The sequence below is a fragment of the Herbaspirillum sp. 1130 genome (assembly GCF_017833835.1).
Classification (GTDB): Bacteria; Pseudomonadota; Gammaproteobacteria; order Burkholderiales; family Burkholderiaceae_D; genus Herbaspirillum; species Herbaspirillum huttiense.
Genome location: NZ_JAFICQ010000002.1, coordinates 144,598 through 161,379, shown reverse-complemented (window position 1 = coordinate 161,379; position 16,782 = coordinate 144,598). Strand labels below are relative to the sequence as shown.

Here is a 16,782-nt window from a genome sequence, read left to right as displayed (position 1 = left end):
CTTAAACCCGGGCCATTACGGCTGGCCCGCCTGCGGCGTCCAGTCCTTCGAGGGCGTCATGTCCAGCGACGCCATCTGCAGGATCGTGCAGCACAGGTCTTCATAGCTCAGGCCCACGGCCTTGGCCGCCATCGGCACCAGGGAATGGCCGGTCATGCCCGGCGAGGTATTGATTTCCAGCAGGAAGGGCTCGCTCTTGCCATCGGCCTCGCGCAGCATGAAGTCCACACGGCTCCAGCCACGGCAACCGAGCGCATTGAACGCACGTACCGCCAGATCCTGCAAATGGCGCGTCAGTTCCTCGTCAAGGGGCGCCGGACACAAATATTTCGTGTCGTCGGTGAAATACTTGTTCTGGTAGTCGTAATTGCCCTCCGGTGCGCGGATCTCGATGACCGGCAGCGCGCGCGCCTCGCGGCCCGTGCCCAGCACCGGCACCGTCAGTTCGCGGCCACGGATGAACTCCTCGGCCAGCACCACGCTGTCGTAGCGCGCGCAGAGATCAAAGCCGGCCTGCATGTCCGAGTAACCGTTGACCTTGGCAATGCCGATGGTCGAACCTTCGTGCGGCGCCTTCAACATCAGCGGCAGGCCCAGCTCGTCAGGGACCACGCGCAGTTGCTCACGCGTAGTGGCCTTGGCATCCAGGCTCAGGAAGCGCGGCGTCGGCAGGCCGTGCGAGAGCCAGATGCGCTTGGTCATGATCTTGTCCATGGCGATGCTGGAGGCCATCACGCCGGGACCGGTATAGGGCAGGCCCATCTGTTCCAGCGCGCCCTGCAGCGTGCCGTCTTCGCCGTAGCGGCCATGCAGGGCGATGAAGACGCGGTCGAATTTCTCGGCCTGCAGATCACCCAGGCTGCGCTCGGCCGGGTCGAAGGCATGCGCATCCACACCCTTGCTGCGCAAGGCCTGCAGGACACCGTTGCCCGACATCATCGACACTTCGCGCTCGGCGGAGCGGCCGCCGAAGAGCACGCCGACACGGCCGAAGGCCTTGATCTGGTCTTGGCTGATCATGCGGCCCCCTGTTCGTTCTTGCCACCGGCTTGCGCCACCAGGCGGCCGGGTACGGCGGAAATCGATCCCGCGCCCATGGTCATGACCACATCGCCATCGCGCACCACGTTGCGGATGGTCTCGGGCATGTCGCCAATGTCATCCACGAAGACCGGCTCCACCTTGCCTGCCGCACGCAGCGCATGCGCCAGCGAACGGCCGTCAGCGGCCACGATGGGCGCTTCACCGGCCGAATACACTTCGCCCAGCACCAGCACATCGGGCGAGGACAGGACCTTCACGAAATCCTCGAACAGGTCGCGCGTGCGGGTGTAGCGATGCGGCTGGAAGGCCAGCACCAGGCGGCGGCCCGGATAGGCGCCACGGGCGGCGGCGATGGTGGCGGCGGTCTCGACCGGGTGGTGGCCGTAATCGTCCACCAGCGTGAAATGACCGGCCGGATTGCCCTGCGCATCGGTGATCGGCACTTCGCCATAACGCGTGAAGCGGCGGCCGACGCCATTGAATTCGGTCAGTGCCTTCTGGGTGGCGGCATCGTCCACGTCCAGTTCGCGCGCAATCGCGATGGCGGCGCAAGCGTTCTGCACGTTGTGCATGCCGGGCTGGTTCAGGCTCACCTGCATGGGGGCGTAGCCGTCCTGGATCACGGTGAATTCCATCTTGCCCTCGACCGCCTTGGCATCGATGGCGCGCACATCGGCGTCTTCATGGAAGCCATAGGTGAGGATGGGCTTGGAGACCATGGGCATGATTTCTCGCACGTGCGGGTCATCCAGGCAGAGCACGGCCACGCCGTAGAACGGCAGGCGCTGGGTGAACTCGACGAAGGCCTGCTTCAGGCGCGCGAAATCATGGTTGTAGGTTTCCATGTGATCGGCATCGATGTTGGTGATGACTTCGATCACGGGCGTAAGGTTGAGGAAGGACGCATCCGATTCATCGGCCTCGGCCACGATGAATTCGCCGGTGCCCAGCTTGGCGTTGGCGCCGGCGCTGGTGAGGCGGCCGCCGATGACGAAGGTCGGGTCCAGCCCGCCCTGCGCCAGCACGCTCGCCACCAGGCTGGTGGTGGTGGTCTTGCCGTGCGTACCGGCAATCGCAATGCCCTTCTTCAGGCGCATCAATTCGCCCAGCATCACCGCACGCGGCACGATGGGGATGTGCTTCTTGCGGGCGGCCAGCACTTCCGGGTTGTCGCCCTTGACGGCGGTGGAGGTGACGATGGCGTCAGCGCCCTCGATGTTCTCGGCTGCATGGCCATAGCGGATGCTGGCACCCAGCTGCGCCAGGCGCTGGGTGGCGGCGTTGCTGCCCAGGTCCGAGCCGGAGACGCCATAGCCCAGGTTGAGCAAGACTTCAGCAATGCCGCTCATGCCCGAGCCGCCGATGCCGACAAAATGGATGTTCTTGACGCGATGCTTCATGGTGTTACCAGTCCTTCCAGCACGCGCGCGATTGCCTCGTTGGCATCGCGCCGGCCTTGTTCGTACGCCGCCTGCGCCATGGCATGGCATGCAGCGCGGTCCAGTTTCTGCAGCAAACCGGCCAGGTGATCCGGCGTCAGTTCGCGTTGCGGCAGGTGAATCGCCGCCTTGTTCTGTGCCATCCATTTGGCATTGTCGATCTGGTGCGAGGTGGTCGACACCGCCAGCGGAACCAGCACGCTGGCCACGCCCGCTGCCGTCAGCTCGGAGACGGTGATCGCGCCGGCGCGGCAGATCACCAGATCAGCCTCGGCATAGCGGCGCGGCATGTCGTCGATGAAATCGACCACTTCGGCCTGCACGCCTGCCGCCTCATACGCTGAACGCAAGGCCGCGATGTGCTGCTTGCCCGATTGATGCGTCACCTGCGGACGCAACTCGGCTGGCAGTTTTGCCAGCGCCGCCGGCACGTTGTCGTTCAGCACCTTGGCGCCCAGGCTGCCGCCCACCACCAGAATCTTCAGCGGGCCGCTGCGGCCGGCGTAACGCTGGGCCGGTTGCGGCAGCACGATGATTTCCTTGCGCACCGGATTGCCGGTGACCTCGGCCTTGCCCGCTGCCTTGCCAAAATCGGCAGGGAAGCCGAACAGCACCTTGGTGGCCATCGGCGTGAGGGTCTTGTTCGACAGCAGCAGGGCCGCATCCGCATTGACCAGCACCAGCGGCTTGCCACGCAGGCGCGCCATCATGCCGCCCGGCACGGTGACGTAACCGCCCATGCCCAGCACCACATCGGGGCGACGGCGGCCGAGGATGGCATGGCAATGCAAGAAGCTTGCCGCCAGGCGCCACACGCCCTTGACCGTATGCATCAGGCCCTTGCCGCGCAGGCCGGCGAAGACGATGCTGTCCATCTCCACGCCATGGCGCGGCACCAGCTCGCGCTCCATGCCGTGCGTGGTGCCCAGCCAGCTCACCTGCCAGCCGCGCGCACGCATGGTGTCGGCAATGGCCAGACCCGGGAAGATGTGTCCACCGGTACCGGCGGCCATGATGAGCAATGTGCGGGGCGCGTTCATAGACGGCCTCCGCGCATGAGCACCCGGTTTTCGTAATCGATGCGCAGCAGAATGGCCAGGCCCACGCAATTGAGCAGCACGCCCGAACCGCCATAGCTCATCAGCGGCAGCGTCAGGCCCTTGGTCGGCAGCAGGCCGAGGTTCACGCCCATGTTGATGAAGGCCTGCACGCCCAGCCAGATGCCGATGCCCTTGGCCACCAGGCCGGCAAAGGTCAGATCGAGCGCGATGGCCTGGCGGCCGATCTCGAAGGCATGCTTGACCAGCCAGTAGAACAGCAGCACCACCACCAGCACGCCGGCGAAACCGAGTTCCTCGCCGATCACGGCGAGCAGGAAGTCGGTATGCGCTTCCGGCAGGTAGTGCAGTTTTTCCACGCTGCTGCCCAGGCCCACGCCGAAGAGCTCGCCACGGCCGAAGGCGATCAGCGAGTGCGACAGCTGATAGGCCTTGCCCAGTGCGTTTTCCTCTTCCCACGGATTCAGGTAGGCAAAGATACGCTCGCGCCGCCACGGAGAAGTCACGATGACCAGCGAGAACACCCCGACCAGCGTGGCACCGATGCCGCCAAACCAGACGCCGTTGATGCCGCCCAGGAACAGGATGCCCATGGCGATGCAGACGATCACGCCGAAGGCACCGAGGTCGGGCTCCAGCAGCAGCAGCAAGCCCACCAGGCCGACGGCGGCCGCCATCGGGAAGAAGCCCTTGACCAGCTTGTGCATCACCGCCTGCTTGCGCACCGTGTAGTCGGCGGCGTACAGCACGATGAAGAGCTTCATCAGTTCGGAGGGCTGCAGGTTGATGACCTTCAGCGAGAGCCAGCGCTTGGCACCGTTGACGCCCTTGCCGACGCCAGGAATGAGCACCATCAACAGCAGTATCAGGGTGATCGCGAACAGATAGGGCGCCCACTTCTGCCAGGTCTCCATACGCACGCGGAAGGCCAGCGCGCCCGCGATGATGGAGAGCACGATGAAGATCGCCTGGCGGATCAGGAAGTGGTAATTCGAATAGGAGGCGTACTTGGGCGAATCCGGCAGCGCCACCGAGGCCGAGTAGACCATCACCATGCCGAACAGCATCAAGAGCAGCACCACCCAGATCAGCGGCTGGTCGTATTCCATCATGCGCGAACGCTGCTCGAAACCGATGCTGCCCGATGCGCTGCCACGGCCACTGCGGCCACCCTGGGCGCGGCCGGCGGCCGCCGGCGCGGCTTCTTTCAAGCCACCCAGCCAGCTGCGCACGGAAGACAGGCCCAGTTTCATGCCAGCACCTCACCGCGCGAGAGCGCCAGTTCACGCACGGCATCCACGAAGACTTCGGCGCGATGGGCGTAGTTGCGGAACATGTCCAGGCTGGCGCAAGCCGGCGAGAGCAGGACGATGTCGCCGGCGGTAGCGAGTTCGCCGGCCTTTTCCACGGCGGCTTCGAGGCTGGCGCAATCGATCAGCTCGACCCCGCTGTCGGCCAGGGCGGCGCGCACGGCAGGAGCGTCACGGCCGATCAGCAAGACTGCACGAGCATATTTCTGTACCGGCAGGTCCAGCGGCGAAAAGTCCTGGCCCTTGCCGTCGCCGCCGGCGATCAGCACGATGCGATTGGGACGGCCGCCCAGCCCCAGGCCATTGAGCGCGGCCACCGTGGCACCGACATTGGTGCCCTTGCTGTCGTCGTAGTATTCGACATCCTGGATCACGCCGACCAGTTCCACGCGATGCGGCTCACCGGTGTACTCGCGCAGGCCGTGCAGCAGCGGTGCCATCGGCAGGTCGATGGCGCGGCACAGGGCCAGTGCGGCCAGCGCATTCATGGCGTTGTGGGCACCGCGAATGCGCAGGGCATCGGCGGGCATGAGACGCTTGACGGTCACCGGCGGCGGCAGCATGTCCTTCTGCTTGCGGCGGCGCTTGCCTTCCGGCACTTCGTCGTCTTCATGCACGAAAGCATTGGCCAGCCACAGCATGCCGTTGTCGTTGACCAGGCCGAAACTGTTGGGGGTGGACGGTTCATCCAGGCCGAAGGTGGACAGTGGCGCGGCCGCGGCGCTCATCTCCATCACCAGGGCATCATCGCGATTGAGTACGCGCACGGTATCCTGGCCGAAGATGCGGGCCTTGTCGGCGGCGTAGTGCTCCATGCTGCCGTGCCAGTCCAGGTGGTCCTGGGTCAAATTCAGGACGGTGGCGGCGTGCGGCTGCAGGCTGTGCGTGGTGTGCAGCTGGAAGCTGGAGAGCTCCAGCACCCAGGCTTGCGGCATCGAGCCGCGATAGGTCGGCTCGGGCGGCGGCGGTGGCGGGACTTCCACCAGCGCATCTTCCTCGGCCTTGCGCGAGACTTCCATGAAGTCGCCCAGGTTCATGGCCTCGCCAGTGGTCGCCGGGGCGTCGATCTCGGCTTGCGGGATCGCGTCGGAAGCGACGTCCAGCGTGGCCGCGACAGCCGGCTCCGGCGCTTCGTGCGCGGCGGAGCTGGCTGCCTCGGCGTCATCGGGGGAGGCTTCGGTGGCGGAATGCGCGGCCTCGGGTGCCGGCTGCAGTGCAGTTTCCTGCCCTGTTTCCTGTCCTGTTTCCTGTCCTGTTTCCTGTCCTGTTTCCGGTACAGATTCCTGCACAGAAGCTGGTACAGAATCCTGTACGTTCTCCTGTCCTGTTTCCTGCTCTGCCACCGGCTGCTGCTCCGCAGTCGCCAGCAGATCCATCTGCGGCGCGGGTTCAGATTCCGATGCGGAGACCGGCGCGTCTGCTTGCGGCTGCGCCTGCAACACCGGCACCGCAATCGCAGCGGCCGCCTCGATGCTGGCGGCGGCACGGCGATGCTTCTCGGCTTCGGCCGCCTGCTGGGCATCCAGCACGGCCTGCTGCGCGGCTTGCGCTTCAGCTTCGGCGGCAGCCTGTTCGGCGGCGATCGCATCCTGCTCGGCCAGTTCGGCCAGGAATACCTTGTCCTTGATGACCGCTTCGCGCAGCACATCCAGGGCGGCCGGGCTGATGTTGCCCGCCACTTGCACCGACAGGCCGGCGCGCTGGCACAGCAGGCCGGTCAAACGGGTCACGGTAGTCTTGCCGTTGGTGCCGGTGATGGCCAGCACCTTGGGTTGATACAGGGTCTCTTCGCGCAAGGCGGCCAGCGCCTGCGCAAACAATTCGATCTCGCCCCACAGCGGCAGGCCGCGTTCGGCAATGGCCGGCATCAGCGGTGCCAGCTCGCCTTCGGGTGCCAGGCCGGGACTGACGGCGACGAAATCGATTCCATCCAGCAAGGACGGCGACAAGGGCTGGCCCAGCACGGCCTGCGCCTCGGGCGCGTCGGCGCGCAAGGCGGCCAGGCGCTCGGCCAGGGCCGCTTCGCCACGGGTATCGGCCACGCGCACGCCGGCGCCGCAGTAGACCAGCCACCGCGCCATTGCCAGGCCGGACTCGCCGAGTCCGAGCACCAGAACGTGTTTGCCCGAGTAATTCATCGTTGTTTCCAGACTCACTTCTTCACTTGTTTCTTGCCATGCAGGGACTGCCCTGCCAACCACAAAGGCAGCGCTTGCCATACTTCACAAGGGCTGCCGTTTTTGTTCATATCGCCTGTTTACCGCAGCTTCAGCGTCGACAAACCGACCAGCACCAGCATCATGGTGATGATCCAGAAACGCACCACCACCTGGGTTTCCTTCCAGCCCTTCTGCTCGTAGTGATGGTGCAGCGGCGCCATCAGCAGCACGCGGCGGCCGGTACCGAAACGCTTCTTGGTGTACTTGAAATAGGCGACCTGAATCATCACCGAGAGCGTTTCCACCACGAAGATGCCGCCCATGATGAAGAGCACGATTTCCTGACGCACGATGACCGCGATGGTGCCCAGCGCACCGCCCAGCGCCAGTGCGCCGACGTCGCCCATGAACACCTGCGCCGGGTAGGCGTTGTACCAGAGGAAGGCCAGCCCCGCGCCGCCCATGGCACCGCAGAAGATCAGCAGTTCGCCGGCCCCCGGGATGTGCGGGATGAACAGATACTTGGCATAGGCCGCATTGCCGGTCAGGTAGGCGAACAGGCCGAGGGCCGCACCGACCAGCACGGTCGGCATGATGGCCAGGCCGTCCAGGCCATCGGTCAGGTTGACCGCATTGCTGGTGCCGACGATGACGAAATAGGTCAGCGCGATGAAACCCCACACGCCCAGCGGATAGGTCACGGTCTTGAAGAAGGGCACGATCAGGTCGGCCTTGGGCGGCAGGTCCAGGCTGAAGCCGGAACGCACCCAGGCGACGAAGAGATCGAAGACCTTCATGTTGCTCACCTCGGATACCGAGAAGGCCAGGTAGAACGCCGCCACCAGGCCGATCAGCGATTGCCAGAAATATTTTTCACGCGAGCGCATGCCTTCCGGATCGCGATAGACCACCTTGCGGTAGTCATCGACCCAGCCGATGGCGCCGAAACCGAGCGTGACGATCAGCACGATCCACACGAAACGGTTGGACAGGTCGGCCCACAGCAAGGTGGAAATGCCGATGCCGATCAGGATCAGCACGCCGCCCATGGTCGGGGTGCCGGACTTGATGAGGTGAGTCTGCGGACCATCCTGGCGCACGGCCTGGCCGACCTTCATGCGGGTGAGCATGCGGATCACGGCCGGACCGGCGATCATGCCGATCAGCAGGGCCGTGAGCGTGGCAAACACCGCGCGGAAGGTGATGAAGTTGAACAGGCGCAGAAAGCCGAAATCCTGTTGAAAATTCTGTGCGAGCCAGACCAGCATGCTAATGGGTCTCCTGTTGATGTTGCGTGAGGGATTCAACGTTGACCAGATGCTGTACAACTCGCTCCATCTTCATGAAGCGTGAACCTTTTACCAAAACGGTCGCGCCCTGCGGCGCGGCCTGTTCCACCGCCGCATTGAGTGCGGCGATGTCGTCGAAATGCATGGCCTGCGCTACGTTTTGTAGCGCGGGGCCATACGAAGTGACGGCGTGTTTCGTCAATTCGCCCAGTCCGAAGAAGAGCGGGATGCCACGGCTGCGGGCATAGGCACCGATCTCGGCATGGAACTGCGGACCCTGGTCGCCGACCTCGCCCATGTCGCCCAGTACCAGCACGCGCGGGCCGGCGATGGACGCCAGCACGTCGATGGCGGCGCGCACGGAATCAGGGTTGGCGTTATAGGTGTCGTCGATCACCAGCGCACCGCTGCGTGCTTGCTTGCGCTGCAGGCGGCCGTTGACCGGGGCGAAGCTCTGCAGGCCGCGCACCACGGCGTCCACCGGGATGCCAGCACCCAGCGCGCAGGCGGCAGCCGCCAGCGCATTGCGTACGTTGTGCTCACCGACGGCAGCCAGTTCCACCTTGAACTGTGCGGGCGGCACGGCCAGCCCTTTCACCGTCACTTGCAGGGTGCTGCCGAACGCGGAGGCCTGGTAGCTGGCGCTCACATCGGCTTGCGCATTCAGGCCGAAGGTCAGCACGCGGCGCGCACCGGCTTCTTCACGCCAGAGCGCGGTGAAATCATCATCAGCCGGGAACACGGCCACGCCATCGGCGGGCAGGTGGCGGATCACGGCGCCGTTCTCGCGGGCCACCGCTTCCACGCTGGCCATGAATTCCTGATGCTCGCGCTGGGCATTGTTGACCAGGCCCAGCGTCGGCTCGGCGATGCGCGAGAGCACGGCGATTTCGCCCGGATGGTTCATGCCCATCTCGATGACGGCCGCCTGATGTTGTGCGCGCAGGCGGAACAGGGTCAGCGGCACGCCGATCTCGTTGTTGAAATTGCCGCGCGTGCCCAGGTAGCCGTCTTCACCGAAGGCGGCCGCGAGGATGGCGGCGATCATTTCCTTGACGGTGGTCTTGCCGTTGCTGCCGGTGACGCCGATCACGGGAATCTGGCGCTGCGCCCGCCAGCCATGGGCGATCTGGCCCAATGCGGCGCGGGTGTCGGGCACCACGATGGCCGGTACGCTCAATCCCGGCGGCACACGGTCGACCACCACGGCGGCAGCGCCTTGGGCGACCACCGCATCGAGGAAATCATGCGCATCGAAACGTTCGCCGCGCAGCGCGACGAAGACATTGCCGGGCTTGACCGCACGGCTGTCGGTGACCACGTCATTAAGTTCAAGCACGCCGGCCGGGGCATTGACCACGCCCGGCACGGTGTGCGCAGAGGCGGCTTCCTCGGCGGTGCGGATCCATTCCAGCAACTGGCGGAAATCGAATCGCATCATGCGCCCCCCATCATGGTCGAGCGCGCGGCGAGCGCCAGCGCGACATGGTCGGCATCAAGGAAGGGCAATTTCTTGCCGGCGATTTCCTGGTAGGGCTCGTGCCCCTTGCCGGCCAGCAGGACCACATCGGCCTTGGTGGCGTGGCGGATCGCCCACAGGATGGCACCGGCGCGATCGGGCAGCACGGTCGGTTCCACGCGGCTCATGCCGGCGCGGATCTGTTCGATGATGGCGTTGGGATCTTCGGTGCGCGGGTTGTCGCTGGTCAGCACGACCTGGTCGGCCTGCTCGGCGATCTGGCCCATCTGCGGGCGCTTGCCCGGATCGCGATCGCCACCGCAGCCGAACACGCACCACAGCTGTCCACCGCGCTGGGTAGCGACCTGGCGCAGGGTGGACAGAGTCTTGTCGAGGGCATCGGGCGTATGCGCGTAATCGATCACGATCAGCGGTACATCGGGTCCACCGAACTGCTGCATGCGGCCGGGTGCCGGGCTCAGCGCAGCGGCGGCCGCGACCACGGCCTCCCAGGCCACGCCCTGGGTGAGCAGCACGCCCATGATGCCCAGCACGTTGCTGACATTGAAACGTCCGACCAGCTGGGTCTTGACCTGGCCGCTGCCGAAAGGGGAATCGACATGGAAGGCGGTACCGGTATGGCTGCTGCGCAATTGGCTGGCGCGCAAAGTCGGTACGCCGTGCGTATCGCCGCCCTGCTCGTCCGCAATCGCGTAGCCGATCACCGGCAGCTTGCGCTCGGCCAGCAACGGCAGCAGGCGCTGGCCCATGCCGTCATCCAGATTGACCACGGCATGCTTCAGGCCCGGCCACTGGAACAGCTTGCGCTTGGCGTCTTCGTAGGTCTGCATGTCACCGTGGAAATCCAGGTGATCGCGGGTGAAATTGGTCAACAGGGCGACATCGACGTGCATGCCGTTCATGCGGCCCTGGGCCAGTCCGATGGAGGAAGCCTCAATGGCCAGCGCGCTCACGCGGGCCTGCGACAGCTTGAACAGGCTGCGTTGCAGCAGCACGGCGTCCGGCGTGGTGTAGCCGGTGACGTCGAAGCCTTGCGGCTTGCCGTTGACGAATGACCCCACGCCCAGCGTGCCGATGACACCGGCGCTGCTGGCACCGGCCAGGCGCGACAGTGCCGTACCCAGCCAGTAGGCGCAGGAGGTCTTGCCGTTGGTGCCGGTCACGGCCACCGTCAGCATGTGCTGGTCAGGCTGGCCATACCAGGCGGCGGCGATCTCGCCGGCACGCATCTTCAGGTCGGGCACGGCCAGGTGCGGCGCATCGATCTGCTCGGGCCAGGTGTAGCCAGCGGCTTCATACAGCACGGCAGCGGCACCGCGCTCGACGGCATCGGCAATATAGGAACGGCCGTCGGCGTCGCCCACGTAGGCGAAGAACACGTCGCCCGCTGCCACGCGGCGGGAATCCGAGGTCAGTTGCGCAGACGGCGACGCCTGGCGCAGCCAAGCGAGGATTTCTTGAAGGCTCGGAACGCGCTGGGACATTACATGCTCTCCTCTAGCGGTTCTTTGGGAATGATGATGTTGGTCACGCTGGAATCAGGCGGTACGTTCAATGCGCGCAAGGCATTGGCGGCCACGTTGGCAAACACCGGGCCGGCCACCGGGCCGCCGTAGTGCTGGCCTTGCGGCTCGTCGATCATCACCGAGATGATCAGGCGCGGGTCCGACATCGGGGCGATGCCCGAGAAGGAGGCCACGTACTTGCGCACATACTTGCCGCCCTCGATCTTGTAGGCGGTACCGGTCTTGCCACCGACGCGATAGCCCGGCACCTGAGCCTGCGGGGCCGTGCCGCCGGGGGCGACCACGGTTTCCAGCATGCGGCGCATCTGCAGGGCGGTATCAGCCGAGATGACGCGCTGGCCGATGGGCGAATCGGTGACCTTGGTGAAGGACAGCGGAATGATGTCGCCATTGCGGGCGAAGATCAGGTAAGCGTGCGCCAGCTGGATCAGCGAGACCGAGATGCCGTGGCCGTAGCTCATGGTGGCCTGCTCGATCGGACGCCACGACTTGTAGGGACGCACGCGCCCGGCCACCGCACCCGGGAAGCCGAACTTGGGCTGCTGGCCGAAACCGACCGTGGTGAACATTTCCCACATCTCTTCCGGCGGCATGCCCAGCGCGATCTTGGCGGTACCGATGTTGGAAGACTTCTCGATGATCTGCGCCACCGTCAGCGGACCGTGGGCATGCGAGTCGCCGATGGTGGCGGTGCCGATGGTCATCTTGCCGGGCGCGGTCTGGAACACGGTCGAGGGCGTGACGCGATGGGTATCCAGCGCCAGGGCCACGGTGAAGGGCTTGAGGGTGGAGCCGGGTTCGAAGGTATCGGTCACGACGCGGTTGCGCAGCTGCGCGCCGGTCAGTACCGAACGGTCATTGGGGTTGTAGGTCGGCAGGTTGGCCAGGGCCAGCACCTCGCCGGTCTTGGCATCGACCACGATGATGCCGCCGGCCTTGGCCTTGAATTTGTCGACCGCTTCCTTCAGTTGGGTGAAGGCGATGTACTGGATCTTGCTGTCGATGGACAGGGTCAGGTCGCGGCCGTCATGCGGCTCGCGGATGGATTCGATGTCTTCCACCACGCGGCCCAGGCGATCCTTGATGACGCGGCGGCTGCCGGTCATGCCGGCCAGGGTCTTCTGCGCGGCCAGTTCCATGCCGTCCTGCCCGGCGTCTTCGATATTGGTGAAGCCGACCACGTGCGCCATCACCTCGCCTTCGGGATAGAAGCGCTTGTATTCCTTGCGGGTCTCGATGCCGGGGATGCCCAGCTTGACGATCTTGTCAGCGGTATCCTGTTCGACCTGACGCTTCAGGTAAACGAAGCTGCGGTCGGAATCGAGCTTCTTGCGCAGTTCGGCATCGCTCATTTCCAGCAGCTTGGCCAGCTGCACCAGCTTGTCCTTGGGCGCGGCCTGCACGTCTTCCGGAATGGCCCAGATGGCCTTGACCGGCACCGACGAAGCCAGCACCTGGCCGTTGCGGTCGGTGATCTTGCCGCGCGTGGCCGGCAATTCGAGCGTGCGGGCGTAGCGTGACGCCCCCTGCTTCTGCAGGAAATCGGTGGACACGCCCTGCAGCCACAGCGCGCGCAGTACCAGCGCCACGAAGGCGGCAAACAGCACGAACAGCACGAAGCGCGAACGCCACGCCGGCAGCTTGACCTGCAGGATGGGATTGGAAGAAAACGCCACGCCCTTGGAAGCCGCCACACGGCCACCGGAGAGGTTGGTACGCGGAGGCATCTTGGTCATGGTGCCCCCACGGTCAGGTATTGGGTACGGGCGGAGGAGACCGGAACCATGCCCAGGTCACGGCGCGCCAGTTCCTCGATGCGGGCGTTCTTGCCCAGCGTCGATTGGTCCAGCTGCAGCTGCGCCCAGTCGACGTCGAGCTGGCGGGCCGCGCTCTGGGCGCGTTCCAGCTCAATGAACAGGCTGCGGGCCTTGTACTGGGCGCTCACGACCGACAGCGCGCAACCCACCAGCATGATGGTCAGCAGGATGCACAGGCGCCCGGTCATGCAGGCGCCCCTTGGGTCGTGGTGGAGGAAACGGGCGTCACGCGCTCCAGGCCGCGCATGACCGCCGAGCGGGCACGCGGGTTGGCAGTGACTTCGTCAGTGCTGGGCATGACACGCGGCAGCAGGCGGGCCGGCGCTTGCGGCAGGTCCACGGCACGGATCGGCAGGCGACGGTCGGGCTGCGGCGCATGGGCTTTGGAGGCCATGAACTGCTTGACGATGCGATCTTCCAGCGAGTGAAAGCTGATCACGACCAATCTCCCGTGCTGCGCCATCTGGGCAAATGCCTTGTCCAGACCTACTTCGAGTTCTTCAAGCTCTTGATTGACGAAAATCCGTACAGCCTGAAATGTACGAGTGGCCGGGTCTTTGCCTTTCTCGCGGGTTTTGACGGCTTGTGCCACGAGCGCGGCAAGCTGTCGTGTGCTTGAAATTGGCTCGATTGCCCGGCCAGCAACAATCTTCTTTGCAATCTGAAGAGCAAACCGTTCTTCCCCATAATCTCGTATCACCTTTGCAATCTGCTGTTCATCTGCCGTTGCCAGCCATTCCGCTGCCGACACGCCACGGGTGGTATCCATGCGCATGTCCAGCGGGCCATCGAGGCGAAAACTGAAGCCGCGCGCGGCGTCATCCACCTGCGGCGACGAGATGCCCAAATCCATCAATACGCCGTCGACCTGCGCAATGCCGCGTGCGGCAAGCGCTTCATCCATGGTCGCGAAGCTGTCGTGCACGATCTCGAACCGGGCATCGTCAATCTTCTGCGCCGTGGCGATGGCCAACGGATCCTTGTCAAATGCGATCAGGCGCCCTTGCGGGCCCAGCCTGGACAGGATGGCGCGGCTATGACCGCCACGGCCGAAGGTTCCGTCCAGGTAAATGCCATTGGCGCGCTCGCCCGCAATGGCCAGCGCGTCCACGGCTTCTTCCAACAGCACGGTGCGGTGCTGCAGCTCGGGCACCGGTTGCAGATTCATCTTGTCCGGCCGTCAGAAGGAAAAGTTGCTCAACACATCCGGCATGCCACCTGCCACAGCCTCGGCTTCGCTTTCGGCCAGCTTGACGGCATCCCAGATTTCGAAATGACTACCCATGCCCAGCAACATCACATCACGCTGCAGACCCACGGCCGCGCGCAGTTCGGGCGCGATCAGGATGCGGCCGGCGCTGTCGAGCTCCACGTCCTGGGCATTGCCCAGGAAGATGCGCTGCCAGGCACGGGCCGACATCGGCCAGTTGGCGATCTGCTCGCGATGCGTCTCCCAGGTCGGGCGCGGGAAAAACAGCAGGCAGCCATGCGGATGGCGCGTCACGGTGGCGCGTCCTTCGCACTGCACAATCAGGGCGTCACGATGCTTGGCCGGAATGGTCATCCGTCCTTTGGCATCGAGATTGAGTGCTGACGCGCCCTGGAACACTGTGTTTTTCCTTCGCCTGCGGCGAGTGAGATTGCTGATCGGGTGCCGTGTCCTGCCGGGCAAATGCAAATGACGCCACAAATGCCCCACAAAAAAACACTTTTTGACACTGCCGCCCACTTTAGTGGATGCACTATTGCAGGTCAAGCGGTATACGCAGCGAAAAACCGGGATTTTGCTAATAAAGTCAAAGACTTAGCGCACTTCCTTAAAACCGGCCATTCACAACATTTGTGAAGAAAATGAAGGACTTAGCATTTACATTGAAGGTGCAACCTGAGCTATACACATGTGTTTCGCGCCAGAATTGCGCAACGGCGCGGATTTGCGCCGCATGGAACAGCCGCTGTGCCCGATTTCGGGGCAGCGCCAGAGAGGAAATTGGAGGGAATCCGACTGCGCCCGATTTGCGAGTGCGCGAGGCCAACGGACATGGATTTTGCAGTGCAACTTAAGTTCACCAGAGGGCGGAAAAAAGGGCAAAAAATATCCGGATTCGGGATGCCATCACCCGGATCGTTTTCCATCCCGGTCGCGACCGCGAGGAAGGTGACACCGGGAGGGCGTACAGGGAAGAGGTCGGCGAAGCAGCATCCGAGCCCGAAACTTCATCAAATTCTTCGTCAAATGAATGGCAGGAAGCGTTTTTGTTTTGACTTCCGCGGCGAGCACCTTTTACTATCCGTGTCTTTGGGAAGATCGATACGCAAGAACGCGGCCGGCATGGCCCGTTTGCGGGTGTTGAAAAGCACGTCGATTTTTTTCAATCCAAGCCGGTTCCGGCCAGGGCCTATCGGCTGAAAACGCAGATAGGGCTTGCGGATCCGGCTCATTCCAGTGCTAAAATCTGGGCACCTTAACAGTGAAAGGAATTTTAAAGTGAACAAATCTGAATTGGTTGACGTTATCGCCGCCGACACCGAGATCTCCAAGGCAGCAGCCCAGCGCGCGCTGGACTCCGTCATCGAGAACATCATCAAGGCCGTGACCAAGGGCGATACCGTGCAATTGGTTGGCTTCGGTTCCTTCTCGACCGGCAAGCGCGCTGCTCGCACCGGCCGTAACCCGCAAACCGGCGAAGAAATCAAGATCGCCGCTGCAACCACCGTGAAGTTCTCGGCTGGCAAGGCTTTCAAGGAAGCCGTGAACAAGAAGAAGAAATAATTTCACGCTTCGCGCATTTGAATGCCCTAAACCAGGTTCAGGGCATTCAAATCGAGGCCGATTCGACAGGATCGGCCGTCCCCTCCCCCCCTCGCTTCACCCGCTTCCGCACTACGCTCCCCTGATGGTTCTTCGCTTGCACACTGGCCACAGTGAATGCACGGTGTCTGGACGCATTCCTTGCACAAGCCCCGCCAGCACAGTTGCCATCCGGACCGGCACGTACAGCAGGAGCGACCTCCATGAGCAGCAAGCTTCGTTTGCCAAGGCCACCCGCAGCGCCTAGAATTTTTTCGGCCTGACTTCTGCACACTGCCTCATTTCCGCTTGCCGTCCCGTCGTACACCATGAACAGCCGGCCCGTCCGGTTCATCCAAGGAGACCGTCGATGAATAGCCCTGCCCAGCGTCCGCCACTTCCGCCCTTCACCTGCGAGACCGCCGCCATGAAGGCGCGTGCCGCCGAAGATGCGTGGAATTCCTGCGATCCGCAACGCGTCTCGCTGGCCTATACCGAAGACAGCCGCTGGCGCAATCGTGCAGATTTCGTCCACGGACGGGCCGAGATCGTCGCCTTCCTCACCCGCAAATGGGCGCGCGAACTGGATTATCGCCTCATCAAGGAAGTCTGGGCGCACGAAGGCAACCGCATCGCCGTGCGCTTCGCCTATGAATGGCACGATGATTCGGGGAGCTGGTTCCGCTCCTATGGCAACGAAAACTGGGAATTCGACGAGCATGGCCTGATGCGCCTGCGTCATGCCTCCATCAACGACCTGCCCATCAAGGAGGCAGACCGCAAATTCCACTGGGACCGTTCAGGTCCGCGCCCGCCCGATCATCCGGGCCTGTCCGAACTGGGTCTGTAAGGCCGGACCGCTGGCCCGG

General features: G+C 64.1%; 14 protein-coding genes. 2 read left to right on the top strand and 12 right to left on the bottom strand.

What is annotated here, in order from left to right; translation table 11 throughout:
* Window positions 1-15 precede the first annotated feature (15 nt).
* The 12 genes from JOD78_RS09485 to mraZ form a co-directional block, all read right to left on the bottom strand.
* Entirely contained in the window at window positions 16-1,020 is a 1,005-nt protein-coding gene (locus tag JOD78_RS09485) for a D-alanine--D-alanine ligase (protein ID WP_121042530.1), read from the bottom strand.
* A complete protein-coding gene (gene murC, locus JOD78_RS09480; RefSeq protein WP_134135690.1) occupies window positions 1,017-2,444 on the bottom strand; it encodes a UDP-N-acetylmuramate--L-alanine ligase in 1,428 nt (475 codons plus the stop codon). Before murC ends, JOD78_RS09485 begins: the two co-directional genes overlap by 4 nt.
* Window positions 2,441-3,523: an undecaprenyldiphospho-muramoylpentapeptide beta-N-acetylglucosaminyltransferase gene (gene murG, locus JOD78_RS09475; RefSeq protein WP_209568227.1), complete on the bottom strand. Its 1,083-nt coding sequence runs from the start codon at window positions 3,521-3,523 to the stop codon at window positions 2,441-2,443. Before murG ends, murC begins: the two co-directional genes overlap by 4 nt.
* On the bottom strand, window positions 3,520-4,794 hold the full coding sequence (gene ftsW, locus JOD78_RS09470) for a putative lipid II flippase FtsW (protein ID WP_134135692.1): 1,275 nt from the start codon (window positions 4,792-4,794) through the stop codon (window positions 3,520-3,522). Before ftsW ends, murG begins: the two co-directional genes overlap by 4 nt.
* The gene (murD, locus tag JOD78_RS09465; RefSeq protein WP_209568228.1) at window positions 4,791-6,989 is read right to left on the bottom strand and encodes a UDP-N-acetylmuramoyl-L-alanine--D-glutamate ligase; all 2,199 of its coding nucleotides are present in this window, start codon (window positions 6,987-6,989) and stop codon (window positions 4,791-4,793) included. The genes ftsW and murD overlap by 4 nt, the downstream gene beginning before the upstream one ends.
* A gap of 119 nt (window positions 6,990-7,108) precedes the next feature.
* Entirely contained in the window at window positions 7,109-8,278 is a 1,170-nt protein-coding gene (gene mraY, locus JOD78_RS09460; RefSeq protein ID WP_034329301.1) for a phospho-N-acetylmuramoyl-pentapeptide-transferase, read from the bottom strand.
* Between the two features lies 1 nt (window position 8,279).
* The gene (gene murF / locus JOD78_RS09455; RefSeq protein ID WP_121042522.1) at window positions 8,280-9,740 is read right to left on the bottom strand and encodes a UDP-N-acetylmuramoyl-tripeptide--D-alanyl-D-alanine ligase; all 1,461 of its coding nucleotides are present in this window, start codon (window positions 9,738-9,740) and stop codon (window positions 8,280-8,282) included.
* The gene (locus tag JOD78_RS09450) at window positions 9,737-11,263 is read right to left on the bottom strand and encodes a UDP-N-acetylmuramoyl-L-alanyl-D-glutamate--2,6-diaminopimelate ligase (protein WP_204726191.1); all 1,527 of its coding nucleotides are present in this window, start codon (window positions 11,261-11,263) and stop codon (window positions 9,737-9,739) included. The genes murF and JOD78_RS09450 overlap by 4 nt, the downstream gene beginning before the upstream one ends.
* Window positions 11,263-13,041 carry a penicillin-binding protein 2 gene (locus tag JOD78_RS09445; protein WP_121042518.1) on the bottom strand — a complete coding sequence of 593 codons (1,779 nt, stop codon included), beginning with the start codon at window positions 13,039-13,041 and terminating at the stop codon, window positions 11,263-11,265. Before JOD78_RS09445 ends, JOD78_RS09450 begins: the two co-directional genes overlap by 1 nt.
* On the bottom strand, window positions 13,038-13,310 hold the full coding sequence (gene ftsL, locus JOD78_RS09440) for a cell division protein FtsL (RefSeq protein WP_034329293.1): 273 nt from the start codon (window positions 13,308-13,310) through the stop codon (window positions 13,038-13,040). The genes JOD78_RS09445 and ftsL overlap by 4 nt, the downstream gene beginning before the upstream one ends.
* A complete protein-coding gene (gene rsmH, locus JOD78_RS09435) occupies window positions 13,307-14,290 on the bottom strand; it encodes a 16S rRNA (cytosine(1402)-N(4))-methyltransferase RsmH (RefSeq protein WP_034329291.1) in 984 nt (327 codons plus the stop codon). The genes ftsL and rsmH overlap by 4 nt, the downstream gene beginning before the upstream one ends.
* 12 nt (window positions 14,291-14,302) lie before the next feature.
* Window positions 14,303-14,731, bottom strand: a complete 429-nt coding sequence (gene mraZ / locus JOD78_RS09430; protein ID WP_006465511.1) for a division/cell wall cluster transcriptional repressor MraZ — start codon at window positions 14,729-14,731, stop codon at window positions 14,303-14,305.
* Between the two features lie 879 nt (window positions 14,732-15,610).
* Here mraZ and JOD78_RS09425 point away from each other — a divergent pair.
* Window positions 15,611-15,895 (top strand): HU family DNA-binding protein, encoded by a 285-nt coding sequence (locus JOD78_RS09425; protein ID WP_006465510.1) that lies wholly within the window; start codon window positions 15,611-15,613, stop codon window positions 15,893-15,895.
* A gap of 388 nt (window positions 15,896-16,283) precedes the next feature.
* Window positions 16,284-16,763, top strand: a complete 480-nt coding sequence (locus JOD78_RS09420) for a nuclear transport factor 2 family protein (protein WP_121042516.1) — start codon at window positions 16,284-16,286, stop codon at window positions 16,761-16,763.
* Window positions 16,764-16,782: the final 19 nt, after the last annotated feature.

What these genes read in the sequence shown, in the direction of transcription:
- JOD78_RS09485 (WP_121042530.1), bottom strand. Translation starts at nt 1,020, where the DNA reads ATGATCAGCCAAGACCAGATCAAGGCCTTCGGCCGTGTCGGCGTGCTC.
- murC (WP_134135690.1), bottom strand. Translation starts at nt 2,444, where the DNA reads ATGAAGCATCGCGTCAAGAACATCCATTTTGTCGGCATCGGCGGCTCG.
- murG (WP_209568227.1), bottom strand. Translation starts at nt 3,523, where the DNA reads ATGAACGCGCCCCGCACATTGCTCATCATGGCCGCCGGTACCGGTGGA.
- ftsW (WP_134135692.1), bottom strand. Translation starts at nt 4,794, where the DNA reads ATGAAACTGGGCCTGTCTTCCGTGCGCAGCTGGCTGGGTGGCTTGAAA.
- murD (WP_209568228.1), bottom strand. Translation starts at nt 6,989, where the DNA reads ATGAATTACTCGGGCAAACACGTTCTGGTGCTCGGACTCGGCGAGTCC.
- mraY (WP_034329301.1), bottom strand. Translation starts at nt 8,278, where the DNA reads ATGCTGGTCTGGCTCGCACAGAATTTTCAACAGGATTTCGGCTTTCTG.
- murF (WP_121042522.1), bottom strand. Translation starts at nt 9,740, where the DNA reads ATGATGCGATTCGATTTCCGCCAGTTGCTGGAATGGATCCGCACCGCC.
- JOD78_RS09450 (WP_204726191.1), bottom strand. Translation starts at nt 11,263, where the DNA reads ATGTCCCAGCGCGTTCCGAGCCTTCAAGAAATCCTCGCTTGGCTGCGC.
- JOD78_RS09445 (WP_121042518.1), bottom strand. Translation starts at nt 13,041, where the DNA reads ATGACCAAGATGCCTCCGCGTACCAACCTCTCCGGTGGCCGTGTGGCG.
- ftsL (WP_034329293.1), bottom strand. Translation starts at nt 13,310, where the DNA reads ATGACCGGGCGCCTGTGCATCCTGCTGACCATCATGCTGGTGGGTTGC.
- rsmH (WP_034329291.1), bottom strand. Translation starts at nt 14,290, where the DNA reads ATGAATCTGCAACCGGTGCCCGAGCTGCAGCACCGCACCGTGCTGTTG.
- JOD78_RS09420 (WP_121042516.1), top strand. Translation starts at nt 16,284, where the DNA reads ATGAATAGCCCTGCCCAGCGTCCGCCACTTCCGCCCTTCACCTGCGAG.